Genomic DNA, 25365 nt, shown 5'->3' with positions numbered 1-25365 from the left:
GGTATCCCGGCGACATCGATTACTTTAGCCCACCCGCGCCCGCAGACGAAATCCGGTTTATGTGCTGCGGAGGGCGACGGGGCCATGGGCGCTCAGTCCCGGGGCGTCAGGGTCAGCAGGGTCGCCTCGGGCGGGCAGGCGAAGCGGACCGGGGTGTAGCGGTTGGTGCCGCAGCCTGCGGAGACGTGGAGGTAGGCGCGGTGGTCCTCGACGGAGTGGGTGGAGAGGCCCTTGACCCGGTCCGTGTCCAGGTCGCAGTTGGTGACCAGAGCACCGTAGAAGGGGATGCAGAGCTGGCCGCCGTGGGTGTGACCGGCCAGGATCAGGGGGTAACCCTCCGCCGTGAAGGCGTCCAGGGAGCGCAGGTAGGGGGCGTGGACCACGCCGATGGAGAGGTCGGCGCCCGTCTCGGGGCCGCCCGCCACCTCCGCGTAGCGGTCGCGCTTGATGTGTGGGTCGTCCAGGCCGGTGAAGGCGATCTCCAGACCGTCGATCTTGAGGCGGCCGCGGGTGTTGGACAGGCCCAGCCAGCCCGCCTCGTCGAAGGCGTCGCGCATCGGCTCCCACGGGTTGTGGACGACGCCGACCGCGGGGGCGTTCCCGTTGAGGCCGTGCTTGCCCTGGGCCTTCTCGAAGAGGTAGCGGGCAGGGTTGCGGAGCTTGGGGCCGTAGTAGTCGTTGGAGCCGAAGACGTATACACCTGGAAACTGCATCAGCGGACCGAGCGCGTCGAGCAGCTCGGGTACGGCCTCGGGGTCCGAGAGGTTGTCGCCGGTGTTCACGACGAAGTCAGGGCGCAGGCCGGCCAGCGACTGCAGCCAGGCGCGCTTCTTGCGCTGGCCGCTCACCATGTGGATGTCGGAGACCTGGAGTACGCGCAACGGTCGTGCCCCGTACGGGAGTACGGGGATGGTGACCCGTCGCAGGCGGAACGAGCGGGCCTCGAATCCGGCGGCGTAGGCGAGGCCGACAGCGCCGACCGCTGCGCCGACTGCCGTGACTTTCAGGGGTACTCCGTAGCGTGCGCGCATGCGCCCATCGTCGCAGACACGGTGCGGCGGGAAGAAAACCGGCGGGCGGTGGGCGCCCCGCACCTGCCACAATCAGCACATGACCACGCTCAAGTCCAAGCTCAAGGAAGACCTCACCACGGCCATGAAGGCGCGTGACGAGCTGACCTCGTCCACGCTCCGGCTGACCCTCACCGCCATCACGAAGGAGGAGGTCAGCGGCAAGACGGCGCGCGAGCTCTCCGACGACGAGGTGCAGAAGGTGATCGCCAAGGAGGCGAAGAAGCGCCGCGAGGCGGCCGAGGCCTTCGCCCAGGGCGGCCGGACCGAGCAGGCCGAGCGCGAGAAGGCGGAGGGTGAGCTGCTCGACGCGTACCTGCCGAAGCAGCTGAGCGACGACGAGCTGGGTGCGATCGTGGCGTCCGCCGTCGAGGAGGCGAAGGCCGCCGGGGCCGAGGGGCCGCGGGCGATGGGCGCCGTCATGAAGATCGTGAACCCGAAGGTCGCGGGGCTCGCGGACGGCGGCCGGGTGGCCGCCGCGGTGAAGAAGCTCCTGGCGGGCTGAGGTCGCGGGGGCGCGCGGACAGGGATGTACGAAGTGGGGCGCCCCGGATCGGGACCGATCCGGGGCGCCCCACCTTCATGTGCGTGAACCGTAGGGTCAGGGACCCTGCGTACCGTCGTTGGTCTGACCACCGCGGCCGCCGGTGTTCCCGCCGATCAGGTCCGGCGGGATGCTCATGCCGGGGAACGGATTCTTGCCGCCGGGCTTCTTGCCGGGCTTCTTGCCCCCGGGGCCCGGCCTGCCGTGGTCCTCGTCATCGCCGTGCTGCTCCGGCGGGTCCGGGATGTTGACGGTGTTGAAGGCGGGGGCGGGCACTCCATTGAGGGCGCCCGTCATCGCGTCGCGCCAGATCGGTCCGGGGACCTGTCCGCCGTACACCTTGTCCTGGTACACGCCGCCGATGGTGATGTGCTCCATCTCGACCTTCTGGGTCGGGCTGCCGACCCAGACCGCGCCGGACATGTTCGGCGTGTAGCCGACGAACCAGGCGTTCTTACGGGCGTCGGTCGTACCGGTCTTGCCCGCGTTGTCGCGGCTCTGGAGGCCGGCCTCCTGACCGGTACCGGAGTCGACCACGCCGCGCAGCAGGGTGTTGATGGTGTCCGCCGTCGTCTGCGACATCGCCTGCGAGCAGGTGGTCTTCGGCACGGGCAGCGAGGTGCCGTCCGCCGTCTTCACCGACTCGATGGCTATCGGTGTGCAGTACGTACCGCGGTTGGCGAAGGCGGCGTAGGCACTGGCCATCGTCAGCGGCGACAGGCCATTGGAACCGAGGGTCAGTGTGGACGGGTTCTGCGGCAGCTTGGTGCCGTCGCCCTGCACCACGCCCAGCTTGTCGGTCATCTTCGAGACCGGACACATGCCGATGTCCTGGAGCATCTGCACGAAGTAGGTGTTGACGGACTTCTCCATCGCCACCTTCAGCGGGTACGGGCCCCTCTCGGACTCGCTCTCGTTCTCCAGGTGATACTTCGGCGTGCCGTCGTTGACCCATGGCTTCCCGCAGGACTGCACCGTGTCCGGGTAGTCCATCTCGTACGGGGAGGGGTAGGTCTGCGTGGCCGGCTTGCCGCCCTCTATGGCCGCGGCGGCGAGGAACGGCTTGAACGTCGAACCGGTCGGGAAACCGTAGTTCGAGCCGCCCATGCTCTTGTTGACCGAGTAGTTGTACTGGGTCTCGTTGGGCCCGAAACCGTACGGCTTGGACTGGCCCATTCCCATGATCTTGCCGGTGCCCGGCTGGACCAGCGTCACGGCCGTCGCGACCTTGTCCGACTTGTAGACGTGGCTCTTGATCGAGCTCTGCACCGACTGCTGGGACTGCGGGTCGAGCGTCGTCCGGACCGTCAGACCGCCCCGGTTCCAGATCTTGGCCCGGTCCTCCTTGGTCTTGCCGAAGACCGGGTCGGAGAGAAAGACCTGGCGTACGTAGTCGCAGAAGAAACCGGCTCCGCTGACGGCCGTGATGCAGCCGTTCTGCGGCTTCTTGACCTTCAGCTTGATCGGGTTCGACTTCGCCTTGTCGGCCTCGGCCTGCGAGATGTCACCGACGTCGGCCATGCGCTGGAGCACGGTGTTGCGGCGCTTGGTCGCCTCGGCGGCGTCGTTGACCGGGTCGTAGCGGCTCGGCGACTGCACGATGCCGGCCAGCAGCGCGGACTCCTCCAGCGTCAGGTCCTTCGCGTGCTTGGAGAAGTAGCGCTGCGAGGCGGCCTCGACGCCGTACGCCTGCTGCCCGAAGAAAGTGATGTTCAGGTAGTTCGTCAGGATGCGCTTCTTGCCGAGCTTCTCCTCGACCTGGATCGCGTACTTCAGCTCCTGGATCTTGCGGCCCATGGTCTGCTGAGTGGCCTGCGCGACCTTGTCCGGGTCGTCGCCGGCCTCCTCGACGAAGACGTTCTTCACGTACTGCTGCGTGAGGGTCGAGGCACCCTGCGCGGTCCCGCCCTCCTGCACATTGCGGTTCAGCGCGCGCAGGATGCCCTTGAGGTCGATCGCCCCGTGCTCGTAGAAGCGGGCGTCCTCGATCGCCACGATCGCCTTCTGCATGTACGGCGAGATGTCCTTCAGATCGACCACCGTGCGGTCGCGCGAATAGACGGAGGCGATCATTCCGCCCTTGCTGTCCAGGATCGTGGTCCGCTGGCTCAGCGGTGGAGTACGGAGATTGGCCGGGATCTCGTCGAATCCCTCGACCGTCCCCTTGGTGGCGAGACCCAGTGCTCCGGCGGCCGGCAGTGCGATGCCCGCGAGCACAACTCCGGAAAGTGCGGCGACACCGAGGAACTTGGCGGCCTGCTGGGTCGTCGTGAGACCCCCGCCCGAGCGCTTCTTTGGCATGGGGGCAGCCTACGTTCTCATTCGCCGGACACACGTATATGCCTTGGCCTAAGCTGCTCACAACTGTCACAGCGGTCCCGTTGCGTCTCAACCCCCGTGCACGATCCGGCCATGAGTTCAGGCACTCCCGAATTCACCTCCTGTGTCATCGAACGTCCGTTGTGATCCAGGTGAACTGTCGCGATTCTGCCGGGGCATTCAGGTATGTCCTCACCTCACTCCCCTGGGTGACCTGCCGCATACGCATAGTCCGTTCGGGCCATTCAAGATTGGGCCCGAAGGGGGTGTTGTGCTGTCGCTGCCTTCCGTAACGTCCTCAACTGGCAGCGGTGAATATGCCGCTACCGCCGTGGGGGAGCCTCGATTCGGGAGAGGACGGCGCCGTGATGGGCTGGGAAACCGACTGGAGTGCGCAGGCAGCCTGCCGCACTACCGATCCGGATGAACTGTTCGTACAAGGGGCAGCGCAGAACAGGGCCAAGGCGGTGTGCACCGGATGCCCGGTGCGGACCGAGTGCCTGGCCGATGCGCTGGACAATCGCGTGGAATTCGGCGTATGGGGCGGAATGACGGAGCGGGAGCGCCGCGCACTGCTGCGCAGGCGGCCCACTGTCACGTCCTGGCGCCGGCTGCTGGAGACCGCGCGCAGCGAGTACGAGCAGTCCACGGGCATCCTGCCCGTGGCGATCGGACTGGACGACGACGAACTGCACGAGAGGTACGCCGCGGTGGGGTAGAGCGGACGGGCGGCTACGCAGCTCCGGCCGGGGTGGAACCGGTCGCGAGCCGGCCCCCGATGGCCCGAAGCCCCGCGAGGTCATGTACGTCACCGGGCAGCGCGGCCACTTGGGTCACGGCGACCTCGGGGTGCAGGGCGGTGAAGCGGTCGCGTGTGCGCTGCTCGCGCGCGACCACCTGCATCCGTTCCGCGTGCAGCCGCAACAGACCTGCGGTCAGCTGCTCGACGGAAGCGGCCTCGGTCACGGTCTCGGTCCTGGTTGCGACTTCGGGAGCCGGTTCGGGATCTGGCTCGCGGTCTTCGATGGCCTCGTGCTCGGAAGGATCGGGATCGGCAACGGCTTCGGGAGAGGCGACCGACCGGTCGGCCGGGTCACGAAGTCCAGCCTTCCCGGCCGTCTGATCCACAATGCCGACCCCGTCAAGATTTTCTGCGGCCGCAAGTGCGAGCTCGGCGGAGAGCCGGGCGGCGTCGCTGCCATGGACACGGTTGAGCACCAGACCGGCCAGCGGCATTTCCTCCGCGGCCAGCCGTTCCACGAAGTACGCCGCCTCGCGCAGCGCGTCACGCTCCGGTGTCGCGACGACGAGGAACGCCGTGCCGGGCGCCTGCAGCAGTTTGTACGTGGCGTCGGCCCGGTTGCGGAAGCCGCCGAACATGGTGTCCATCGCTGCCACGAAGGTCTGTACGTCGCGGAGGAACTGACCGCCGAGCAACTTGCCGAGGGTGCCGGTCATCATCGACATGCCCACGTTGAGGAACTTCATTCCTGCCCGGCCGCCCATCTTCGCCGGGGCCATCAGCAGCTTGATGAACTTCCCGTCCAGGAACGAACCGAGCCGCTTCGGTGCGTCCAGGAAGTCCAGCGCGGAGCGCGACGGCGGGGTGTCGACGATGATCAGGTCCCACTCGTTGCGCGCGCGCAGCTGCCCGAGCTTCTCCATCGCCATGTACTCCTGTGTGCCCGCGAAACCGGCCGACAGGGACTGGTAGAAGGGGTTCTCCAGGATCGCGCGGGCCCGCTCGCCGTCCGCGTGCGCCTCGACGATCTCGTCGAAGGTCCGCTTCATGTCGAGCATCATGGCGTGCAGTTCCCCGGCGTCCTCGCCATCGATGCCCGACACCCGGCGCGGGATGTTGTCCAGCGAGTCGATGCCCATGGACTGGGCGAGCCTGCGCGCCGGGTCGATGGTGAGGACGACGACCTTACGGCCGCGCTCGGCCGCCCGTACGCCCAGCGCCGCGGCGGTCGTGGTCTTGCCGACGCCGCCCGAACCGCAGCACACGACGATCCGGATGCCGGGGTCGTCGAGCAGTGCGTCGGTGTCCAGCGCGGGTGCGGGTGCGGTGGCCCTGTCTGCGGCCGAGTCCGAGTCCGTGTCTGTGGCCGTGTCCGCGTCCGTGCCCTGTGTCATCCACCCACCCCTTGTCCCACCCCGTCACCCGTGCCCTGCTTGCGCAGTTCGGTCGCCAGGTCGTAGAGCCCGGCCGGGTCCATGCCCTCGCCGATCAGCGGGAGTTCGTACCCCGGCAGCTCCAGGCCCGCGAGCACCTCGCGCTGCTCGCGCTCCAGCTCGACCCGCTGGGCATGCTCGGCCGCCTGCTCGACCAGGGGGCGTACGAGCCCCGCGGAGCCGGTCACGCCGGCCCGGGTCAGCGCCTTGGCGATCTCCTTGCGGCGGCCGCCCGAGGCGGTGCGCAGCGCGTCCTCGTCCAGCAGATGCGGTCGCACCATGTTCACGATGACCCGGCCGACAGGCAGTTCGGCGGCCCGCAGCTCCGTGATGCCGTCCGCGGTCTCCTGGACCGGCATCTCCTCGAGCAGTGTCACCAGATGGACAGCTGTTTCCGGGGACTTCAGCACCCGCATCACGGCCTGCGCCTGATTGTGTATCGGGCCGATCCGGGCCAGCCCCGCCACCTCGTCGTTCACATTGAGGAAGCGGGTGATGCGCCCGGTGGGCGGCGCGTCCATGATCACGTAGTCGTAGACGTACCGGTTCTGCTTGTCCTTGCGGCGTACGGCTTCGCAGGCCTTGCCGGTCAGCAGTACGTCCCGTACACCGGGCGCGATCGTGGTGGCGAAGTCGATCGCCCCGAGCTTCTTGAGCGCCCGGCCCGCGCTGCCGAGCTTGTAGAACATCTGGAGGTAGTCGAGAAGGGCGCGTTCGGCGTCGATCGCGAGGGCGTACACCTCGCCGCCGCCCGGCGCGACGGCGATCTTGCGCTCCTCGTACGGAAGGGGCTCCGTCTCGAAGAGCTGGGCGATGCCCTGCCTGCCCTCGACCTCCACGAGGAGGGTCCGCCTGCCCTCGGTCGCGAGGGCGAGCGCGAGGGCGGCGGCGACCGTGGTCTTACCGGTACCACCCTTGCCGCTGACGACCTGGAACCTGCTCACGTATTCGAGCCTAACCAGTCGGGCCGCGGGCTACGCACGAGGCTGTGCGTGCCAGGCATTACAGTCGGGCCATGACCAAGTGGGAATACGCGACCGTGCCCCTTCTCGTGCACGCGACCAAGCAGATTCTGGACACCTGGGGCGAGGACGGCTGGGAGCTGGTCCAGGTCGTTCCCGGCCCGAACAACCCCGAGCAGCTCGTGGCCTACCTGAAGCGGGAGAAGGCGTAGTGGCGGGCGCCGTCGAGGCGAAGCTCGCCGAGCTCGGGCTGACGCTGCCGGACGTCGTGCCGCCGCTGGCCTCTTACCAGCCGGCCGTGCAGTCGGGGGTGTACGTGTACACCTCCGGCCAGCTCCCGATGGTGGACGGCAAGCTCGCCGTCACCGGCAAGGTCGGTGCGGAGGTCACGCCCGACGAGGCCAAGGAACTGGCGAAGACCTGCGCGCTCAACGCACTGGCCGCCGTGAAGTCCGTCGCGGGCGACCTGGACCGGATCGCACGAGTCGTGAAGGTCGTGGGCTTCGTCGCCTCGGCATCCGACTTCACCGGGCAGCCCGCCGTGATCAACGGCGCCAGCGAGCTGCTGGGCGCGGTCCTCGGCGACAAGGGCGTGCACGCGCGCAGCGCCGTGGGCGTCGCGGTGCTGCCGCTGGACGCGCCGGTGGAGGTCGAGGTCCAGGTCGAGCTGGTCGGGGCCTGAGCCGTAGGTCTGCTGCGGGTGGTCCGCCGGGCCCGAGCCGTGCGTCTGCTGCGGGCCGCAGGCGGTCGCTCGCTGCCGTGCGCTGCGGTCCTCAGGGCCTGAGCCGTACGCCCGCCGTGGCCCTCGGGCGCTCGCTGCCGTCCGCTGTCGATTCTCCGATCCCGTCCGGTCGTGATGACCGGGCGGGATCATGTGTGTACGGGGCATGTACGGATCAACGTGCCTCTCGAACATCGTCGCGGTTCCGGATAGCCTCCGGCCATGTCCAATGGTCAGTGGTACCCACCGGAATGGCCCGACCGGATCCGGGCACTCGCCGCAGGCGAGCTGACGGCCGCGACCCCGAAGCGGGCCGCCACCGTGATGCTGCTCCGGGATCCTGCCGCTGACACCGGGGGCGGCCCCGCCGTCCACATGCTGCGCCGCCGCGCCTCCATGGCCTTTGCCGGCGGGGCGTACGCCTATCCGGGTGGCGGGGTCGACCCGCGCGACGACGACCGGCTCGTCGGCTGGGCCGGCCCCGCGCTGGAGAGCTGGGCGGAACGGCTCGGTGTCGATACACCGGCCGAGGCGCAGGCCATCGTCTGCGCGGCGGTCCGTGAGACGTACGAGGAGGCGGGCGTCCTCCTCGCCGGCCCGACCGCCGACACGGTCGTCAGCGACACCACCGGCGCCGACTGGGAGGCCGACCGCGAGGCACTGGTCGCCCGCGAGCTTTCCTTCGCCGAGTTCCTGGACCGGCGCGGTCTGGTGCTGCGCTCCGATCTGCTGGGTGCCTGGGCGCGCTGGATCACCCCCGAGTTCGAACCGCGCCGTTACGACACCTGGTTCTTCGTCGCCGCGCTCCCCGAGGGCCAGCGCACCCGCAACGCTTCCACGGAGGCCGACCGCACGGTGTGGACAGCGCCCGGGGAGGCCGCCGACGGGTACGACAGGGGCGAGCTGCTGATGATGCCGCCGACCGTGTCGACGCTGCGGACGCTCAGGCCGTACGGAACAGCCGCCGAGGCCCTGAAGGCGGCGGATTCCCAGGACCTCACGCCCGTACTGGCACAGGCGCGGCTGGAGGGTGACGAGTTGGTGCTGAGCTGGCCGGGACACGACGAGTTCACCAAGCACATCCCGAGCGGGCCGACAGGTGCAGGTGGCGCGGGAGGTGAAGCCGTATGAGCGACGCGGCCGCGCTGCCCGGCCAGCCACGCGGCGGGGTGCTGTCCGGCCCCGCCACCACCCGTACCGTCAACGTCCTCGCCCCCAACGCCTCGGCGATGACGCTGGACGGCACCAACACCTGGATCGTCGCCGAGCCCGACTCCGACCTGGCGGTCGTCATCGACCCGGGCCCGCTGGACGACACACATCTGCGGGCCGTCATCGGCACCGCCGAGCGGGCGGGCCGCCGGATCGCGCTCACCCTGCTCACCCACGGGCATCCGGACCATGCGGAGGGCGCGGCGCGCTTCGCCGAGCTGACCCGTACCGAGGTGCGCGCCCTGGACCCGGCGCTGCGCCTGGGCGACGAGGGCCTGACCACGGGCGATGTGATCACCACCGGGGGCCTGGAGCTGCACGTCGTGCCGACCCCCGGGCACACCGCGGACTCGCTCTCCTTCCATCTGCCCGCCGACCGGGCGGTGCTGACGGGGGACACGATCCTCGGACGCGGCACCACGGTCGTCGCGCATCCGGACGGGCGGCTCGGCGACTACCTCGACTCGCTGCGGAGGCTGCGTTCGCTGACGGTCGACGACGGCGTGCGCACGGTGCTGCCGGGGCACGGCCCGGTGCTGGAGGACGCGCAGGGCGCGGTCGAGTTCTACCTCGCACACCGCGCGCACCGGCTGGCCCAGGTGGAGACGGCGGTCGAGGCCGGACACCGGACGGCATCGGAGGTGGTGGCGCAGGTGTACGCGGACGTGGACCGGTCCCTGTGGCCCGCGGCGGAACTCTCGGTTCTGGCGCAGTTGGAGTACCTGCGCGAGCACGGGCTGATCTAGGACGGAACGGATATGCGCAAGGCCCCGCCGTGCGGCAGGGCCTTGCGTACGGAGATGGCGTCCGGTCGGGGCCGACCGGCGGGCCGGCTAGCGGGACCGCTTGGCCAGGCGCTCCACGTCCAGCAGGATCACGGCGCGCGCCTCCAGGCGCAGCCAGCCGCGTCCGGCGAAGTCGGCGAGCGCCTTGTTGACCGTCTCGCGGGAGGCGCCGACCAGCTGGGCCAGCTCTTCCTGGGTCAGGTCGTGGACGACATGGATGCCTTCCTCGGACTGGACGCCGAAGCGGCGCGACAGGTCGAGAAGGGCGCGGGCGACACGGCCCGGTACGTCCGAGAAGACCAGATCGGACATCTGGTCGTTGGTCTTGCGCAGTCGGCGGGCGACGGCACGCAGCAGGGCCGTGGCCACCTCGGGGCGGGCGTTCAGCCAGGGCTGGAGGTCGCCGTGGCCGAGACCGAGGAGCTTGACCTCGGTCAGCGCGGTCGCGGTGGCGGTGCGCGGGCCCGGGTCGAAGAGCGACAGCTCACCGATCAGCTCGCCGGGGCCGAGGACCGCCAGCATGTTCTCGCGCCCGTCGGGGGAGGTGCGGTGGAGCTTCACCTTGCCCTCGGTGACCACATAGAGGCGGTCGCCCGGGTCGCCCTCGTGGAAGAGCGCGTCGCCGCGTGCGAGGGTCACCTCACTCATCGAGGCGCGGAGCTCCGCGGCCTGCTCATCATCGAGCGCCGCGAAAAGCGGGGCGCGCCGCAGAACGTCGTCCACGAGTTCTCTCCTTGTCGGCCTGTTCAGGGAACCGTGGTCCCCATCATGCCGGACGGTAAAACAGTGCGATCAATCACAAACCAGTTTGACGCACGGGCGTGCCGAACCGTGAGGCAGGGGGCCGATCGGGGGTGGATACGCGGTGACCGGGGCGGATGTCAGCGCGTGGCTCTAGGCTGGCCGGGTGTCCAAATCGCCGGTGAGAGCGCAGGCCAAGGGGGCTGATGGGGTGTCGGAAGGCCGTGATTCCGCTGTGGGCGAACAGGCTGCGAGTCGCCCGACAAAAGCGACAAAACGCCTTGTGGGTGAGCAGGTCCCGAGGGCCGGAATGAAGACCGCAGCGAACCCCGCGTCGAAGTCCGCCGCAAGGGCCGCAGCCAAGTCCACCGAGAAGGCCACCGCGAAACGCGCGAAATCCGGAGCGAAGCCCGGTGCGAAACCGGAATCGCATCTGGCGATGGTTCGCCGTGCCCGCAGGATCAACCGCGAGCTCGCCGAGCTCTATCCGTACGCCCACCCCGAGCTGGATTTCAGGAACCCCTTCGAGCTTCTCGTCGCCACGGTCCTCTCCGCCCAGACCACCGATCTGAGGGTCAACCAGACCACCCCTGCCCTCTTCGCCGCCTACCCCACCCCCGAGGACATGGCCGCGGCCGTCCCGGAGGAAATGGAAGAGCTCATTCGGCCGACCGGCTTCTTCCGGGCCAAGACCAAGTCGCTGATAGGCCTCTCCATGGCGATCAGGGACAGGTTCGGCGGTGAGGTGCCGGGTCGGCTCGCCGATCTCGTCACGCTTCCGGGGGTGGGCCGCAAGACCGCCAATGTCGTGCTCGGGAATGCCTTCGGCGTACCGGGCATCACGGTCGACACCCATTTCGGGCGCCTGGTCCGCCGCTGGAAGTGGACGGAGCAGGAGGACCCGGAGAAGGTCGAGGCCGAGATCGCCGCGATCTTCCCCAAGAGCGAGTGGACGATGCTCTCGCACCGCGTCGTCTTCCACGGCCGCCGCATCTGCCATGCCCGCAAGCCCGCCTGCGGCGCCTGTCCGATCGCCCCGCTCTGCCCGGCGTACGGGGAGGGTGAGACGGACCCGGAGAAGGCCAGGAAGCTGCTGAAGTACGAGATGGGCGGTCAGCCCGGTCAGCGGCTGAGCCCGCCGGCGGACTACCCGGGCAAGCCCGCGCCGGCCCTGGGGGCCGACTGACGCCCGGCGCTCGCTCCGGAACGAAATGCGTGAGGACAGGCGTTGTGAGACGAGGGGTGCCTATGAAGACGCACGAACAGAGCACGCAGAGCACGCACGAACAGAGTGCGGCAGCGGCAGCCGCGCCCGCGGCGGTCAGCCCCGCTGTGCTCAACCCGGCGGCCGTGAGCCCTGCGGCGGCGGTCGCAGCGGCCGCCGCCACCACGGCAGGCGCAGGTCACGACGGAGCCATCACCGTCACGACCGAGGGCCTGCCGGACTGGCTCGACCCCGTGGCCCGTGCCGCGCGGACGATCGAGCCGGACCAGCTCAGCCGCTTTCTGCCGCCGGAGAGCGGCGCCGGGCGGCAGTCCGCCGTACTCGTACTGTTCGGGGAGGGTGAGCGCGGTCCCGAGCTGCTCCTCATGGAGCGATCCGGAAGCCTGCGTTCCCATGCTGGGCAGCCTTCCTTCCCCGGCGGCGCCCTGGACCCGGGGGACGGCGACCAAGCCACTACAGGGCCGCTCAGGGCTGCTCTGCGGGAGGCCCGGGAGGAGACCGGCCTCGATCCGCGCGGAGTGCAGCTCTTCGGAGTGCTGCCCCGGCTCTACATCCCCGTGAGCGGCTTCGTCGTGACACCGGTCCTCGGCTGGTGGCGGTCACCGAGCCCGGTCGGCGTCGTCGATCCGGGTGAGACAGCCCGGGTCTTCACCGTCCCCGTGGCGGATCTCACGGACCCGGCCAATCGCGCGACCGCGGTCCATCCGAGCGGTCACCGAGGCCCGGCATTCCTGGTCGAATCCGCCTTGGTCTGGGGTTTCACGGCCGGAGTGATCGACCGGATCCTGCACTTCGCGGGCTGGGAGCGCCCGTGGGACACCGCCAAGCAGGTGCCGCTCGACTGGCGCGCATGACAGGCTGACTCCCGTGCTGCACTGTCCGGCCCTGCCCGGACCCAGTCGAAGAAACAGGCCCGGTGACGAATCTGCGAGGCTATAGACGGTGAACGTGCTGGACATCCTGCTGCTCGCCGGCGCCGTGTGGTTCGCGGTCATCGGCTATCGCCAGGGGTTCGTCGTCGGCATCCTGTCGGTGATCGGGTTCCTGGGCGGCGGTCTCGTAGCCGTCTATCTGCTGCCGGTCCTGTGGGACCAGCTGACGAACGGCTCCGAAGTCTCGTCGACGGCAGCCATCGTCGCCGTCGTCATCGTGATCGTCTGTGCCTCGGTGGGCCAGGCGTTCACCACCCATCTCGGAAACAAGCTCCGCCGGTACATCACGTGGTCGCCCGCGCGCGCTCTCGATGCCACCGGCGGTGCCCTGGTCAATGTGGTCGCGATGCTGCTGGTCGCCTGGCTGATCGGCTCCGCACTGGCCGGCACCTCGCTGCCTACGCTGGGCAAGGAGGTCCGTAGCTCGTCGGTCCTGCTCGGCGTCTCCCGGGTGATGCCGACCCAGGCCTCCACCTGGTTCACGGACTTCTCCTCGGTCCTTGCGCAGAACGGCTTCCCGCAGGTCTTCAGCCCCTTCGTCAACGAGCCGATCACCGAGGTACAGGCCCCGGACCCGGCGCTGGTCGGCAGCCCCGTGGCGGCCGTCGCCAAGAAGTCCATCGTCAAGGTCGTCGGTACGGCCCCGAGCTGCGGCAAGGTCCTCGAAGGCACCGGTTTCGTCTTCTCCGACCGCCGGGTGATGACCAATGCCCATGTCGTCGGCGGCGTCGACGAGCCGACCGTCCAGATCGGCGGCCAGGGGCGGCTGTACGACGCGAAGGTCGTCCTCTACGACTGGCAGCGCGACATCGCCGTACTCGACGTACCGGACCTCGACGCGAAGCCGCTGAAGTTCACCGACACCGATCACGACGCCGACACCGGGAACAGCGCCATCGTCGCGGGCTTCCCGGAGAACGGCTCGTACGACGTACGGGCCGCGCGTGTCCGGGGCCGTATCGACGCCGACGGACCGGACATCTACCACCGGGGCACCGTCCGCCGCGATGTGTACTCGCTCTTCGCGACCGTCCGCCAGGGCAACTCCGGCGGACCGCTGCTGACCCCCGACGGCAAGGTGTACGGAGTCGTCTTCGCGAAGTCGCTCGACGACCCCGACACCGGCTATGCGCTGACGGCCGACGAGATCCGCCAGGACATCGCGCACGGCCGCACCGCGAACCAGCAGGTCGACAGCCAGGCGTGCGCCCTCTAGAGCCTCTCCGGCCCCGATCCGCCGGACAGGCCCTGGGCGTGCTGCCCCGCGGCAGCCGGGAGAGTCGTGGAAGTCCTGCCCGGCCGGTGAACGCTCACCGGTCGGCCGGGGCGGACATCATCCGCGGGGATGGCGCAGCCGCGCCGAGACCCAGCGGGCCCGACGGCGCAGGATGCGCGGAATACCGAGCCGGGGATCATGCATATCGTGCACCCGGCCCTGGGGGCCGCCCCCCTCATGAGTGCTCGGACTCGCCGTGGCGGTCGAGCGACGGTTGCCTGCTGCGTCACCGAAGTCGTGCGTCCAGCCCATACCCCGACGTCTGCCCGTGCCTCATGGTCGGTAACCGCCCATCCGCCAGCCAATTGGCCTATGCGCCGGGCAATTGGCTGCTCGTCGGACAACTGTGCCCGTACCGCTACCGGTCGGGCTCGGGATCCTGGAGCCAGTTGATGAGTTCGGCCGAGAACCCGTCCGGATCCTCCTCGTGGGGGAAGTGCCCCAGACCGTCGAAAAGTCGCCAACGGTACGGGGCTTCGACGTACTCGCCGGACCCCGCCGCGCTCCGCGTACGGATCGCCGGATCGAGTGAACCGTGAAGATGCAGTGTGGGTACCCGCACCGGCCGCCTCATGCGCCGGTTGAACTGGATTCCGTCCGGACGTGCCAGGGAGCGCACCATCCAGCGGTACGGCTCGATCGAGCAGTGCGCCGTCGACGGGATGCACATCGCGCGCCGGTAGACGTCGACCGCCGCATCGTCGGGGAACTCAGGGGTCCGGGGGCCCGCCCAGTCACGGATCAGCCGGCCCACCAACGCCGCGTCGTCCGCGACGAGCTGACGCTCCGGCACCCACGGGCGCTGGAAGCCCCAGATGTACGAGCCCGCGCGGGACTGCGCGAAGTCGGAGAGCATCGAGGAACGCCAGCGGCGCGGATGCGGCATCGAGGAGACCACGAGGCGGCGCACCAGCTTCGGCCGCATCACCGCAGCCGTCCAGGCGAGGTAGCCACCCATGTCGTGGCCGACCAGGGCGGCGTCCGGTTCGCCGAGCGAGCGGATCACGCCGGTGATGTCGAGCGCCAGGTTGGCGGGGTCGTAACCCCGGGGCGTACGGTCACTGCCGCCGACCCCGCGCAGATCCATTGCCACGGCCCGGAAACCGGCGTCGGCCAGTGCGGTGAGCTGATGGCGCCAGGTCCACCAGAACTGCGGGAAGCCGTGCAGCAGCAGCACCAGAGGCCCCTCGCCGAGCTCGGCGATGTGGAACCGGGCGCCGTTGGCCGCCACGTCCCGGTGGGTCCACGGCCCGTCGAGCCGTACAGGCCCACCGGAGCCGGCCGGGCCGGGTGAACTCGACAGGTCGGAGGGGCCCGAGGGGCCTGAGTGGCCGGTCGAGCCCGCGGAGCCGTCCGGGCCCGCCTGGCCGTTCGGGCTTACCCGGCCTTCCGGACCTGCCTGACTTTCCGGGCCTACTGGGCCGGATGCACTGGAATCGGGGACCGTCATGTGGACGAGCGTGCCACAGCGGGCGCCTTGTCCTGCACCGAAGACTTTTCCAGGGCCTTGTCCGCCGGCGCGCTGCCCACGGCGGCCGGACGGCTCGCCCCCGCCGTGACAGCGGGCCGCGGGTGCGGCTTGACGCCCTGCAGCACGGCCGCCGTCTGCTTGGCCGAAGCGATGGACCTCTCCGGCGGCTTCACCTTCTTGAACTTGGCGAAGGCGAACAGCGCGAGCAACACACCCAGCACGATGAAGGCGACGCCCACGATCGTGAACGACACGGCGAGGCCGAGCCCCAGGTAGTGGATTCCGTACGCCGCCGCGAAGCTCAGCACCGGGATCGCGAACAGAACCAGCACGCCCGCGATGATGAACGCCACGCTCCCGGTCACGCCACGCTTGACGTCCTGCCGCACTTCGGCCTTGGCCAGGGCGATCTCGTCGTGCACCAGTGCGGACATCTCGGCCGTCGCCGCGGCGACCAGCTGCCCGAGACTGCGGTCGGCACTGCCCGCGTTGTTGCCGGGGTCGCTCATCCCTGACTCCCTCTCCTGCTCTCCTGCTCAACACATCTGGTGTCAGATCATGCCGGACTGTCCGGCTTGCTGCTCGCTGCCCCCGCCAGTTGGGCAAGGCGGCGGTGCTCGGCCGCCTTCTTCTCGTAGATCGCGGCCATCCGCAGGTGGTACTCCGGGTCGTCCTGCTCGTAGACGTCGGGCACGCCGTCCTCGTCCTCGTCGAGCTCCTCCGCCTCGTACAGCGTCCGGTATCTGCGTACCCGGAGTTTGAGCAGTGCACCGGAGAGTACGGCGGCTGTCAGCGAGCCGAGCAGCACGGCGGCCTTGATTTCGTTGATCATGTCCTCGTCGCCGGCGAAGGCCAGTTCACCGATGAGCAGCGAGACGGTGAAGCCGATCCCGGCGAGCGAGGCGACCGCGAAGACATCCGCCCAGGCCAGGTCCTTGTTCAGCTCCGCCTTCGTGAAGCGGGTGGCCAGCCATGTACCGCCGAAGATGCCTATCGTCTTGCCGACGACGAGCCCCAGGACGACACCGAGCGTCTCGGGCCGGGTGAAGACGCCCGCCAGCGCGCCGCCGGAGAGGGAGACACCTGCTGAGAAGAGGGCGAACAGCGGCACGGCGATACCGGCCGACAGCGGGCGGATCAGGTGCTCGATGTGCTCGCCGGGGGAGTGGGTCTCGCCGTCCCGCCGGGTGCAGCGGAGCATCAGGCCCATGGCGACACCGGCGATGGTGGCGTGGATGCCGCTGTTGTACATCAGGCCCCAGATGACCAGGGCGAGCGGTACGTAGATGTACCAGCCGCGCACGTTCCTGCGCAGCAGCAGATAGAAGACGGCGAGGCCGATGAAGGCGCCGGTCAACGCCATGAAGTTGATCTGCTCGGTGAAGAAGACCGCGATGATCAGGATCGCGAAGAGGTCGTCGACGACGGCGAGCGTCAGCAGGAAGGCGCGCAGCGCGTTCGGCAGCGAGGTGCCGATGACCGCGAGGACAGCGAGCGCGAAGGCGATATCGGTGGCGGTGGGGACGGCCCAGCCGTGCGTGGAACCCCCGCCGGTCACAGCCACGAGTGTGTAGACGACGGCCGGAACCGCCATTCCGCACAGCGCGGCGACGACCGGGAGAGCGGCCGCCCTGGGGTCGCGCAGTTCGCCCGCGACCAGTTCCCGCTTGAGCTCGACGCCCGCGACGAAGAAGAAGATCGCGAGCAGCCCGTCCGCCGCCCAGTGCTCCACGGAGAGGTTGAGGCCCAGCGACCCGGGACCAAAGTGGAAGTCGCTGACGGCCGCGTAACTGGAACCGAAGGTGTTCGCCCACACCAGGGCGGCTATCGCGGCGACCAGCAGGATGACTCCGCCGACGGTCTCGGTACGCAGGGCATCCGCGAGGTAGTTCCGCTCGGGGAGGGACAGGCGCGCCAGAAAAGTGCGGCGGGAGGAAGAAGAGGGTGTGGGGGTGGGCGTGGCCACGAGTGAGGACCTCCGGGGCGGTACGGCAGCGATGGCATGGCTGATGCACTTGCCGACCAGACTTCCCGGCACACCCTGTGGAGATTTCTTATTGCTTTGTTGACGCGGCTGCCACTGTACCCGGGGTGCGCGGGGCGGTAAGAAGTGATCTTCACCTTAAATGCCCGAGGGGCACCCGGCGCGTTGCCGGATGCCCCTCGGGGACGTACTCGCCTCGGTCAGTCCTCGGACGAGGAGGAGGACGGCAGCTGGGTCTGGATGAGGTCCATCACCGAGGAGTCGGTGAGCGTCGTGACATCGCCCAGCTCGCGGTTCTCGGCGACGTCACGCAGTAGACGCCGCATGATCTTGCCGGAGCGGGTCTTCGGCAGCTCGGCGACCGGCAGGATCCGCCTCGGCTTGGCGATCGGGCCGAGCGTGGCGCCGACGTGGTTGCGCAGCTCCGCGACGAGCTCGTCCGAGGCGGCAGCCGTACCGCGCAGTATCACGAAGGCGACGATGGCCTGGCCGGTCGTCTCGTCCGCGGCGCCGACCACGGCAGCCTCGGCGACCGAGGGGTGCGACACGAGCGCCGACTCGACCTCGGTGGTCGAGATGTTGTGCCCGGACACGAGCATCACGTCGTCGACCCGGCCGAGCAGCCAGATGTCGCCGTCCTCGTCCTTCTTGGCGCCGTCGCCCGCGAAGTACTTGCCCTCGAAGCGGGACCAGTACGTGTCGATGAAGCGCTGGTCGTCGCCCCAGATGGTGCGGAGCATCGACGGCCACGGCTCGGTGAGGACGAGGTAGCCGCCCCCGCCGTTGGGAACCTCGTTGGCCTCGTCATCGACGACCGTGGCGGAGATACCGGGCAGGGCGCGCTGGGCGCTTCCGGGCTTGGTCTCCGTGACGCCCGGCAACGGCGAAATCATCATGGCGCCGGTCTCGGTCTGCCACCAGGTGTCCACGATCGGGCACTTGTCGGCGCCGATGTGCTTGCGATACCACATCCACGCCTCGGGGTTGATCGGTTCACCGACCGAACCGAGGACCCGAAGACTGCTCAGGTCGAACTTGGCGGGGATGTCGTCACCCCACTTCATGAACGTACGGATCGCGGTCGGCGCGGTGTACAGGATCGTGACGCCGTACTTCTGCACGATCTCCCAGAAACGCCCCTGGTGCGGGGAGTCGGGCGTGCCCTCGTACATGACCTGCGTCGCGCCGTTGGCCAGCGGTCCGTAGACGATGTACGAGTGGCCGGTCACCCAGCCGATGTCGGCGGTGCACCAGAAGACATCGGTCTCCGGCTTGAGGTCGAAGACCGCGTTGTGGGTGTACGCGGCCTGCGTGAGGTAGCCACCGGAGGTGTGCAGGATGCCCTTCGGCTTACCCGTGGTGCCGGAGGTGTAGAGGATGAAGAGCGGCTGCTCCGCCTCGAACGCCTCGGGGGTGTGCTCGGTGGACTGCCGGCCGGTGATCTCGTGCCACCAGACGTCGCGGCCCTCGGTCCACGCGGTGTCCTGGCCGGTGCGCCGCACGACGAGGACATGCTCGACGCTGTCGAAACGGGAGACGGCGTCGTCCACGGCGGGCTTGAGTGCGGACGGCTTGCCGCGGCGGTAGCCACCGTCGGCGGTGATGACGACCTTGGCATCCGCGTCCTGGATACGGGCGGCGATGGCGTCGGCGGAGAAGCCGCCGAAGACCACAGAGTGCGCCGCGCCGATGCGGGCGCAGGCCAGCATCGCGATGGCAGCCTCGGGGATCATCGGCAGGTAGACGGCGACCCGGTCGCCCTTGCCGACACCGAGCTCGGTGAGGGCGTTCGCTGCGCGGGAGACCTCGTCCTTCAGGTCGGCGTAGGTGATGGCGCGGCTGTCCCCGGGCTCGCCCTCGAAGTGGATGGCGACCCGGTCACCATGGCCGGCCTCGACATGACGGTCCACGCAGTTGTACGCGACGTTGAGCTTGCCGTCCGCGAACCACTTCGCGAAGGGCGGGTTGCTCCAGTCGAGCGTCTCGGTCGGCTCCGTGGCCCAGGTCAGGCGACGGGCCTGCTCGGCCCAGAAGCCCAGCCGGTCCGCCTCGGCCTGCTCGTACGCCTCCGCTTTGACGTTGGCGTTCGCGGCCAGATCGGCAGGCGGTGCGAACCGCCGCTCCTCACGAAGCAGATTGGCCAAGCTTTCGTTGCTCACGACATCTCCCATTCCCAGGGTGTCCGTTGTGTCCCGGGGCATAGCTCATCAGGCCAAAGGCCGGGTGACAAGTGTCTGCCCGGAATTGGTTTAGACCTGTGTCTCGTGTATGGAGACACGGTCCCGCTTACACGTGCGGTCCGGTGCGGCGCGGTGCACCCCAGTGCGGAGCACAGCGACACGGAACGGTATGGAGCGACACGGAGGCGGGACCACAAGGTCTCACGGACCGGGGGCGAATGTGGTTCAGACGCCGGTACGTTCCAACTCGCCGGAACCGGCTGGATCACCCGGGGCGGCGGGCCTGGGGGTGTCGGCGTCGCCGGGGGAGCGGGAGCCGGCCGGGGCGTGGGAACCGGCCAGGGCATGGGAATCGGCCGGGGTGTGGGAATCGGAGGAGGCGTGGGCGTCACCAGGGTCCACGCGGTCGAATACCTCGTCGAGTGCGAGCCCGGCGCTCGCGCCCTCGGCCAGCAGATAGGCCTGCGCCTCGCCCACATGGAAGTACATCCCGTGCAGTTGGAGCGTGCCCTCGGCGAGCCGCCGCGCCACCGGTCCATGGGCCCGCAGATGGTCCAACTGCTGGACCACATTGGTGAGGCAGAGCTGCTCCACCGCATCGGCCGGAAGACGGCCGGAGATCCGGGCCCAGGCATGATGCCGGGACGCCATCCGCTCCAGGCTCGGCAGCCCATGTCTCAGCCAGCGCCACAGGGACGTCAGCGGAGTGTCCGGGTCCGGCTTGGAGCCGAGCAGAGCCTGCATCGCGCCGCAGCCGGAGTGCCCGCAGACGGTGATGGACTCCACCTTCAGCACATCCACCGCGTACTCGATCGCGGCGCCCACCGAGTCGTCACTCGACTCGGCGTCCGGCGGGGGCACCAGATTGCCGATGTTCCGTACGGTGAACAGGTCCCCCGGGCCGCTTGCCGTGATCATGCTGGTGACCAGGCGGGAGTCGGCGCAGGTGATGAAGAGCTGGGAGGGGCGCTGACCCTCGCGGGCCAACCGGGCCAGCTCCTCGCGTACCAGCGGAGCGGTGTTCCGCTGGAACGAACTCAGGCCGCTGAAAAGGCGGTTGCCGCCGGTCCGGCGCGGGGCGGCGGTGGGTGAGTCGGCCGGGCCGGGGGTGCTGTGGGCTCCGAGGGCGTTGTGGGACGTGTGGTGCTCGGGGGAGCGGTCCTCGACGGAATTGGATCCGGAGTCGCGGGCGGGGCCCGTGCCGAGGCGGGCGTGGTGGCTTTCGGGCGTCTGGCCTGGCCGGTCGTGGCAGTGATGGTTGCGCCACGGCGTCCAGGGGCGGCAACAGGAATGCGCAGCCGAGGCAGGCTCGGCGATCCGGCCGCCGGACCTGCCGGTGAAGACGACCCGGCCGCCGTGGGCCGTCTGGGCAATGCTCCAGTCCTGGATCGTCTCGTACGCCGCATGGTCCATGAAAAAGCCGTCCAGCTCGACGACGGCATCCCCGTCCTGGGGCAGCCGGGCGAGCACCCGACTGAGCCGGGGCACCGCGAGAAACGTCAACTGGCCCTGTACGACCACCAGATGCTGACCGTCCTGTTCGGTCACGGTGATCCTGGTCCGGGCCAGCCGGTGCAGGGCGACGGCCACCGCCACCGCGATGCCAATCACTACACCCTTGAGCACACCGAAGAGGAGCACGCCGGTGATCGTCGCCCCGTACACCAGGAATTCCCGGTGCTTATGGACATTGCGGATGTGGGCGAAACTCACCATCTGGATGCCGACCATCATGACCAGCGCGGCGAGCGCGGCCAGCGGGATCTGCTCCAGGGCGGTGACCAGCAGCCCTGCGGCGAGCACCACCCAGACGCCGTGCAGCACGGTGGAGGCGCGGCCCGTCGCTCCGGCCCGCACATTCGCCGAACTGCGCACCGCGCCGCCGGACACCGCCAGCCCGCCGACAAGCCCGGACAGGGTGTTGGCGATGCCCTGGGCACGCAGCTCACGGTCGAGATCGGAGCGCCTGACGGGCGGGTCCGGCGGGTCCGGCGGGGACGGAGAGGACGGACCCGGGCCCTGGGCCGAAACCGAAACCGAAACCGGACCCGAGGCCGAGGACGAGGCCGACGTCAAGTCGGCTTTGGACCGGGCGGCCGCTTGCCCGCCGGCACGGTCGGCCGACAGCTTGTCCACGGCGACCGCGGCGAGCAACGACTCCAGACTGGCCACCAACATCACTGTTAACACAGCGGTGGCCAGAGCGAGTACCGGGCCGTGCGGCATCTCCGGCAGTGCGTGCGAGCGCCAGGACGGCAGATCGACCCGGGCGATTCCGGGCGCCGTGATCGCGGCCACCGCCGTCGCGGTCACCACCGCAGCGAGGGCAACCGGAATCCGCCGTACCACCCGGCCGATCCGCCCCGGAATCCGCGGCCACAGGACCAGGACGGCGATGGTCAGGACGCCGATCAGCGGCGCGGCCGGACTCACCCGCCCCAACTGGTCCGGAAGGGCGAGGGCGTTGGCGACGGCCGAACTCTGAGGCGAGCCGCCGAGCACGATCTGCAGCTGGGCGAGTGCGATGGCCACGCCGATGCCGGCGAGGGTGCCGTGCACGATGGCGGGGCTGACGGCAAGGGCGCTGCGCGCCGCCCGCAACGAGCCCAGCAGGATCTGCAGAAGTCCCGCGCCGATGGTGATCGCGCAGGTGGTGCGCCAGCCGTAGATCTGAATCAACTCGGCTGTGACCACGGTCAGTCCGGCGGACGGTCCGCTGACCTGGAGGGGTGTGCCGCCGAGCAGCCCGGCGACGACTCCGCCGATCGCGGCGGAGATGAGGCCGGCCTCCAGCGGGGCGTCCATGGCGACGGCGAGGCCGAGCGACATGGGGACGGCGAGCAGGAAGACCGTGATCGATGCGGATAGGTCGGCGCCCGCGATGCGGAATCGTCCGCCACGCGGTGGCGGGCTGTGCGGTCGTTTGATTCCCGAGGCGCGGGGTGGGCGCGAACTGCGGGATGTGCGGTCATGGCGAGTGGGGACGCAAGCAGACATGTTCCCGTCTCCTCCGGGGCAGCGCGGTCGCGGAACGTGGGGGACGCGGCCGTGGGTCACGGCGTGCAGCGGCGGGATTTCTCAACTCTCAGTAAATAGATCGTAATGGAGAGTAAAGATGTCTGTCCATGCTTGCGATCAAATGGCTCATTCATTCACCTGTTCGGGTGAATGAATAGCTTTTCATTCGGCTTGTCGTACTAATTCCGGCATGTCTGTGTGACCTTGACCTCGCCACGTCTGCACTTCAACGCAAATTTCCTGCAAGGAAGAGGGTGGGCGGATGATGGGCGCCGCGAAGAGGGGCGCCGCCGAGCGGGTCGCCCCGGGTGTCATGGCCGTTGCACTCGCCGCAGGAGTGGTCGGCTGCTCCTCCCGCGCGGATTCCAGAACCGGAGCCGCCGGCCCCGCTGCCGCGAAGCGGGACGCCGGAGCGAAGAAGAACGTCCCCCGAGCCGCACCCGAAGGCATCTTCCGCCTCATCGGCGACGGCTCCACCGCCTTCACGGGCAGTCAGCCGAAGCAGCCCGTGGCGCAGCGCCTGGCACCTGGCCAGAAGCCCCCGCAATTCGTGGTGTTCTCGTGGGACGGCGCCGGAGAGGACAGCCAGAAGCTGTTCTCGCACTTCCGCGAGGTGGGCGAGAAATACCACGCGAACATGACGTACTTCCTCAGCGGCGTGTACCTGCTGCCTGAGGGTAAGCGGGAGCTCTACGACCCGCCGAAGCACAGCGTCGGCAGCTCTGACATCGGCTTCAACGACACCGAGGGAATCCGGAACACCATCACCCAGGTTCGCGGCGCCTGGGAGGACGGCGACGAGATCGGCACGCACTTCAACGGCCACTTCTGCGGCCCCGACGGTGGCGTCGGCACCTGGTCCGTCGATCAGTGGAAGAGCGAGATCGGCCAGGCCAAGACCTTTGTGAAGAGCTGGAAGACCAACGACCCCGACCTCAAGAGCGAGCAGCCGCTTCCCTTCGACTACGACAAGGAGCTCATCGGCGGCCGCACGCCCTGTCTGGAGGGGCAGAAGAATGCGGTGGCCGCAGTGCGGGCGATGGGCTTCCGCTACGACTCCAGTGGCGTCAACAACCAGGTCTCGCCCGAGAAGAAGGATGGCATCTGGGATCTTTCGATGCAGCTCGTCCCGGTTCCGGGGCGCGAGTTCGAGACCCTGTCGATGGAGTACAACTTCATGTTCAACCAGTCCGGTACGACACGGGGCGATCCGGGCCGACACGGGTACTGGGGCAACCAGATGCGCGACGGTCTGATCCAGGCCTTCGATCGCGCGTATGACGGCAACCGTGCCCCGCTGATCATCGGCAACCACTTCGAGTCCTGGAACGGCGGCACGTACATGCGGGCCGTCGAGCAGACCATCGCGACGGTCTGCACCAAGGAGGGCGTCCGCTGCGTGTCCTTCCGGCAGCTGGCCGACTGGCTGGACGCACAGGACCCGGCGACGTTGGCGAAGCTCGGCAGGCTCGGTGTCGGCCAGGCCCCGGCGAAAGGCTGGACGGACTTCCTCGACGAGGTCGCGACTTCGGGCCCGGACGCCGACCGGGCGTCGGGGGCCGGAAAGGCTCACGCCGGATCCGGCGCGGATCGGGCTGGTCGCTAGCTCGGTGACCGTGCTGGGTCACCGAGCTGCACGTCCTTCGGCTGCGACTGCCGCTTGAGGGCGCCATGGTGCCCCGGCCGGAACGAGGGCGTCCTCCCGGCCCGGGCGCCGACGGATCAGGCGGGCTGAGCGGCGCCGTCCTGCACGTACCGCTCGTCCAGCACGAAGGCAGGGTCGACCTGGGCAGCCAGGTCGGCGCCCGTCTTCTCATTGCCCCAGCTCTCCGCGTTCTTCAGATGGAAGTGCACCATCTGCCGCGTGTAACGCTCCCAGTCCCGCTGCTCATACGAATCCTCCGCGGCGTTCTGCAGCGCCTGCAGGGCCATCCGGTTGTCCGCCTCCAGCAGCTCGAAGCGGGCCGGCCTGCCCTTCTCCATGGCCCGTACCCAGTCGGAGTGCCCGACGCCGACCAGCAGATCGGCGCCCACCTCGGCGCGCAGGAAGTCCAGATCGTCCTCGCCCTGCACCTTGTTGCCGATGACCTTCAGCGCGACCCCGAAGTCCCGGGCGTACTCCTTGTACTGGCGGTAGACCGAGACGCCCTTACGGGTCGGCTCGGCGACCAGGAACGTCATGTCGAAGCGGGTGAACATCCCGGAAGCGAAGGAGTCCGAACCTGCTGTCATGTCAACGACGACATAGTCGTCGGGGCCGTCGACGAGATGGTTGAGGCAGAGCTCGACCGCACCGACCTTGGAGTGGTAGCAGGCCACACCCAGATCCGACTCGGTGAATGGCCCGGTGGCCATCAGCTGGACCTCCCCGTCGTCGAGCCGGACCGTGCGGGCGCAGGCGTCGTAGATCGGGTTGTTCTCGCGGACCCGTAGCAGCCGTGAGCCCTCGCCGGGCGGAGTCGTCTTGATCATCGTCTCGACGGAGGCGATACGGGGATTGCTGCCGCGCAGATACTCCTTGATCAGAGGCAGCTGGGCTCCCATGGCAGGCAGCGCCGCAGCCTCTTGGTCGTCGAGGCCGAGCGCGGCCCCGAGGTGCTGGTTGATGTCGGCGTCCACCGCGACGACATGGGCTTCATTGGCGGCAAGGTGGCGGATGAAGAGCGAGGACAGTGTGGTCTTGCCGCTGCCGCCCTTCCCTACGAAAGCGATCTTCATGTTCACCTAGGGTAGCGGCACGATTGCGGTCT

General features: G+C 69.1%; 22 protein-coding genes. 10 read left to right on the top strand and 12 right to left on the bottom strand.

All coding sequences use genetic code 11. From position 1 onward, the window contains the following. Positions 1 to 92: 92 nt before the first annotated feature. Positions 93 to 1031: a metallophosphoesterase gene (locus ACIPEK_RS23820; protein ID WP_327274429.1), complete on the bottom strand. Its 939-nt coding sequence runs from the start codon at positions 1029 to 1031 to the stop codon at positions 93 to 95. A 79-nt stretch (positions 1032 to 1110) separates the two neighbouring features. Between ACIPEK_RS23820 and ACIPEK_RS23815 the strand changes: the two genes are divergently transcribed. Then, complete coding sequence (locus ACIPEK_RS23815; protein ID WP_327274430.1) at positions 1111 to 1575, top strand: GatB/YqeY domain-containing protein; 465 nt, start codon at positions 1111 to 1113, stop codon at positions 1573 to 1575. 96 nt (positions 1576 to 1671) lie between these two features. On the opposite strand, the gene ACIPEK_RS23810 is transcribed toward ACIPEK_RS23815, so the two are convergent. Beyond that, positions 1672 to 3915, bottom strand: coding sequence for a transglycosylase domain-containing protein (locus ACIPEK_RS23810; RefSeq protein WP_401999385.1), 2244 nt, complete (start codon positions 3913 to 3915; stop codon positions 1672 to 1674). Between the two features lie 386 nt (positions 3916 to 4301). Here ACIPEK_RS23810 and ACIPEK_RS23805 point away from each other — a divergent pair, with 386 nt between their 5' ends. After that, positions 4302 to 4652, top strand: a complete 351-nt coding sequence (locus tag ACIPEK_RS23805) for a WhiB family transcriptional regulator (protein ID WP_401999505.1) — start codon at positions 4302 to 4304, stop codon at positions 4650 to 4652. A gap of 13 nt (positions 4653 to 4665) precedes the next feature. On the opposite strand, the gene ACIPEK_RS23800 is transcribed toward ACIPEK_RS23805, so the two are convergent. After that, complete coding sequence (locus ACIPEK_RS23800) at positions 4666 to 6069, bottom strand: ArsA family ATPase (protein ID WP_401999382.1); 1404 nt, start codon at positions 6067 to 6069, stop codon at positions 4666 to 4668. Beyond that, entirely contained in the window at positions 6066 to 7052 is a 987-nt protein-coding gene (locus ACIPEK_RS23795) for an ArsA family ATPase (protein ID WP_401999379.1), read from the bottom strand. Before ACIPEK_RS23795 ends, ACIPEK_RS23800 begins: the two co-directional genes overlap by 4 nt. 71 nt (positions 7053 to 7123) lie before the next feature. Between ACIPEK_RS23795 and ACIPEK_RS23790 the strand changes: the two genes are divergently transcribed. From ACIPEK_RS23790 to ACIPEK_RS23775, 4 genes are all read left to right on the top strand, one after another. Then, a complete protein-coding gene (locus tag ACIPEK_RS23790) occupies positions 7124 to 7282 on the top strand; it encodes a DUF4177 domain-containing protein (RefSeq protein WP_003967454.1) in 159 nt (52 codons plus the stop codon). Next, complete coding sequence (locus tag ACIPEK_RS23785; protein ID WP_114245273.1) at positions 7282 to 7752, top strand: RidA family protein; 471 nt, start codon at positions 7282 to 7284, stop codon at positions 7750 to 7752. The genes ACIPEK_RS23790 and ACIPEK_RS23785 overlap by 1 nt, the downstream gene beginning before the upstream one ends. Positions 7753 to 8013: 261 nt before the next feature. Then, positions 8014 to 8922: an NUDIX hydrolase gene (locus ACIPEK_RS23780; protein ID WP_401999376.1), complete on the top strand. Its 909-nt coding sequence runs from the start codon at positions 8014 to 8016 to the stop codon at positions 8920 to 8922. Continuing rightward, entirely contained in the window at positions 8919 to 9749 is an 831-nt protein-coding gene (locus tag ACIPEK_RS23775) for an MBL fold metallo-hydrolase (RefSeq protein WP_401999373.1), read from the top strand. The genes ACIPEK_RS23780 and ACIPEK_RS23775 overlap by 4 nt, the downstream gene beginning before the upstream one ends. 87 nt (positions 9750 to 9836) lie before the next feature. Here the strand turns inward: ACIPEK_RS23775 and ACIPEK_RS23770 are convergent, their stop codons facing one another. Beyond that, entirely contained in the window at positions 9837 to 10511 is a 675-nt protein-coding gene (locus ACIPEK_RS23770; RefSeq protein WP_014046869.1) for a Crp/Fnr family transcriptional regulator, read from the bottom strand. Positions 10512 to 10695: 184 nt separating this feature from the next. On the opposite strand from ACIPEK_RS23770, the gene nth reads away from it, so the two are divergent. The 3 genes from nth (at position 10696) to ACIPEK_RS23755 (ending at position 13902) form a co-directional block, all read left to right on the top strand. Then, entirely contained in the window at positions 10696 to 11715 is a 1020-nt protein-coding gene (gene nth, locus ACIPEK_RS23765) for an endonuclease III (RefSeq protein WP_401999370.1), read from the top strand. A 62-nt stretch (positions 11716 to 11777) separates the two neighbouring features. Continuing rightward, the gene (locus tag ACIPEK_RS23760; RefSeq protein WP_401999367.1) at positions 11778 to 12608 is read left to right on the top strand and encodes an NUDIX hydrolase; all 831 of its coding nucleotides are present in this window, start codon (positions 11778 to 11780) and stop codon (positions 12606 to 12608) included. A gap of 88 nt (positions 12609 to 12696) precedes the next feature. Further along, positions 12697 to 13902, top strand: coding sequence for a MarP family serine protease (locus ACIPEK_RS23755; RefSeq protein ID WP_383072457.1), 1206 nt, complete (start codon positions 12697 to 12699; stop codon positions 13900 to 13902). Between the two features lie 117 nt (positions 13903 to 14019). On the opposite strand, the gene ACIPEK_RS23750 is transcribed toward ACIPEK_RS23755, so the two are convergent. The 6 genes from ACIPEK_RS23750 to ACIPEK_RS23725 all read right to left on the bottom strand — a co-directional run bounded on the left by ACIPEK_RS23750 (position 14020) and on the right by ACIPEK_RS23725 (position 22594). Then, a complete protein-coding gene (locus ACIPEK_RS23750) occupies positions 14020 to 14214 on the bottom strand; it encodes a hypothetical protein (protein ID WP_383072458.1) in 195 nt (64 codons plus the stop codon). A 106-nt stretch (positions 14215 to 14320) separates the two neighbouring features. Beyond that, complete coding sequence (locus ACIPEK_RS23745) at positions 14321 to 15412, bottom strand: alpha/beta fold hydrolase (protein ID WP_401999363.1); 1092 nt, start codon at positions 15410 to 15412, stop codon at positions 14321 to 14323. Beyond that, positions 15409 to 15942, bottom strand: a complete 534-nt coding sequence (locus ACIPEK_RS23740; RefSeq protein ID WP_401999360.1) for a phage holin family protein — start codon at positions 15940 to 15942, stop codon at positions 15409 to 15411. Before ACIPEK_RS23740 ends, ACIPEK_RS23745 begins: the two co-directional genes overlap by 4 nt. A 47-nt stretch (positions 15943 to 15989) precedes the next feature. Then, on the bottom strand, positions 15990 to 17399 hold the full coding sequence (gene nhaA, locus ACIPEK_RS23735) for a Na+/H+ antiporter NhaA (RefSeq protein WP_401999357.1): 1410 nt from the start codon (positions 17397 to 17399) through the stop codon (positions 15990 to 15992). Between the two features lie 218 nt (positions 17400 to 17617). Then, entirely contained in the window at positions 17618 to 19618 is a 2001-nt protein-coding gene (gene acs, locus ACIPEK_RS23730; RefSeq protein WP_401999354.1) for an acetate--CoA ligase, read from the bottom strand. A gap of 204 nt (positions 19619 to 19822) precedes the next feature. Then, positions 19823 to 22594 (bottom strand): bifunctional SulP family inorganic anion transporter/carbonic anhydrase, encoded by a 2772-nt coding sequence (locus ACIPEK_RS23725; RefSeq protein ID WP_401999351.1) that lies wholly within the window; start codon positions 22592 to 22594, stop codon positions 19823 to 19825. Positions 22595 to 22877: 283 nt separating this feature from the next. On the opposite strand from ACIPEK_RS23725, the gene ACIPEK_RS23720 reads away from it, so the two are divergent. Further along, complete coding sequence (locus tag ACIPEK_RS23720; protein WP_401999348.1) at positions 22878 to 24221, top strand: hypothetical protein; 1344 nt, start codon at positions 22878 to 22880, stop codon at positions 24219 to 24221. Between the two features lie 116 nt (positions 24222 to 24337). On the opposite strand, the gene ACIPEK_RS23715 is transcribed toward ACIPEK_RS23720, so the two are convergent. Continuing rightward, the gene (locus ACIPEK_RS23715) at positions 24338 to 25333 is read right to left on the bottom strand and encodes an ATP-binding protein (RefSeq protein ID WP_383072465.1); all 996 of its coding nucleotides are present in this window, start codon (positions 25331 to 25333) and stop codon (positions 24338 to 24340) included. Between the last annotated feature and the right edge of the window lie 32 nt (positions 25334 to 25365).

Origin of the sequence: Streptomyces sp. NPDC088246, assembly GCF_044741025.1 — a bacterium.
Taxonomy (GTDB): domain Bacteria; phylum Actinomycetota; class Actinomycetes; order Streptomycetales; family Streptomycetaceae; genus Streptomyces.
This window is presented reverse-complemented; position numbering and strand designations above follow the sequence as displayed.

Bases quoted from the DNA above. Each gene is read 5' to 3' on its own strand.
- ACIPEK_RS23820 (WP_327274429.1), bottom strand. From the start codon at position 1,031: ATGCGCGCACGCTACGGAGTACCCCTGAAAGTCACGGCAGTCGGCGCA.
- ACIPEK_RS23815 (WP_327274430.1), top strand. From the start codon at position 1,111: ATGACCACGCTCAAGTCCAAGCTCAAGGAAGACCTCACCACGGCCATG.
- ACIPEK_RS23810 (WP_401999385.1), bottom strand. From the start codon at position 3,915: ATGCCAAAGAAGCGCTCGGGCGGGGGTCTCACGACGACCCAGCAGGCC.
- ACIPEK_RS23805 (WP_401999505.1), top strand. From the start codon at position 4,302: ATGGGCTGGGAAACCGACTGGAGTGCGCAGGCAGCCTGCCGCACTACC.
- ACIPEK_RS23800 (WP_401999382.1), bottom strand. From the start codon at position 6,069: ATGACACAGGGCACGGACGCGGACACGGCCACAGACACGGACTCGGAC.
- ACIPEK_RS23790 (WP_003967454.1), top strand. From the start codon at position 7,124: ATGACCAAGTGGGAATACGCGACCGTGCCCCTTCTCGTGCACGCGACC.
- ACIPEK_RS23780 (WP_401999376.1), top strand. From the start codon at position 8,014: ATGTCCAATGGTCAGTGGTACCCACCGGAATGGCCCGACCGGATCCGG.
- ACIPEK_RS23775 (WP_401999373.1), top strand. From the start codon at position 8,919: ATGAGCGACGCGGCCGCGCTGCCCGGCCAGCCACGCGGCGGGGTGCTG.
- ACIPEK_RS23760 (WP_401999367.1), top strand. From the start codon at position 11,778: ATGAAGACGCACGAACAGAGCACGCAGAGCACGCACGAACAGAGTGCG.
- ACIPEK_RS23750 (WP_383072458.1), bottom strand. From the start codon at position 14,214: ATGGGCTGGACGCACGACTTCGGTGACGCAGCAGGCAACCGTCGCTCG.
- ACIPEK_RS23745 (WP_401999363.1), bottom strand. From the start codon at position 15,412: ATGACGGTCCCCGATTCCAGTGCATCCGGCCCAGTAGGCCCGGAAAGT.
- ACIPEK_RS23740 (WP_401999360.1), bottom strand. From the start codon at position 15,942: ATGAGCGACCCCGGCAACAACGCGGGCAGTGCCGACCGCAGTCTCGGG.
- acs (WP_401999354.1), bottom strand. From the start codon at position 19,618: ATGCCCCGGGACACAACGGACACCCTGGGAATGGGAGATGTCGTGAGC.
- ACIPEK_RS23725 (WP_401999351.1), bottom strand. From the start codon at position 22,594: ATGTCTGCTTGCGTCCCCACTCGCCATGACCGCACATCCCGCAGTTCG.
- ACIPEK_RS23720 (WP_401999348.1), top strand. From the start codon at position 22,878: ATGATGGGCGCCGCGAAGAGGGGCGCCGCCGAGCGGGTCGCCCCGGGT.
- ACIPEK_RS23715 (WP_383072465.1), bottom strand. From the start codon at position 25,333: ATGAAGATCGCTTTCGTAGGGAAGGGCGGCAGCGGCAAGACCACACTG.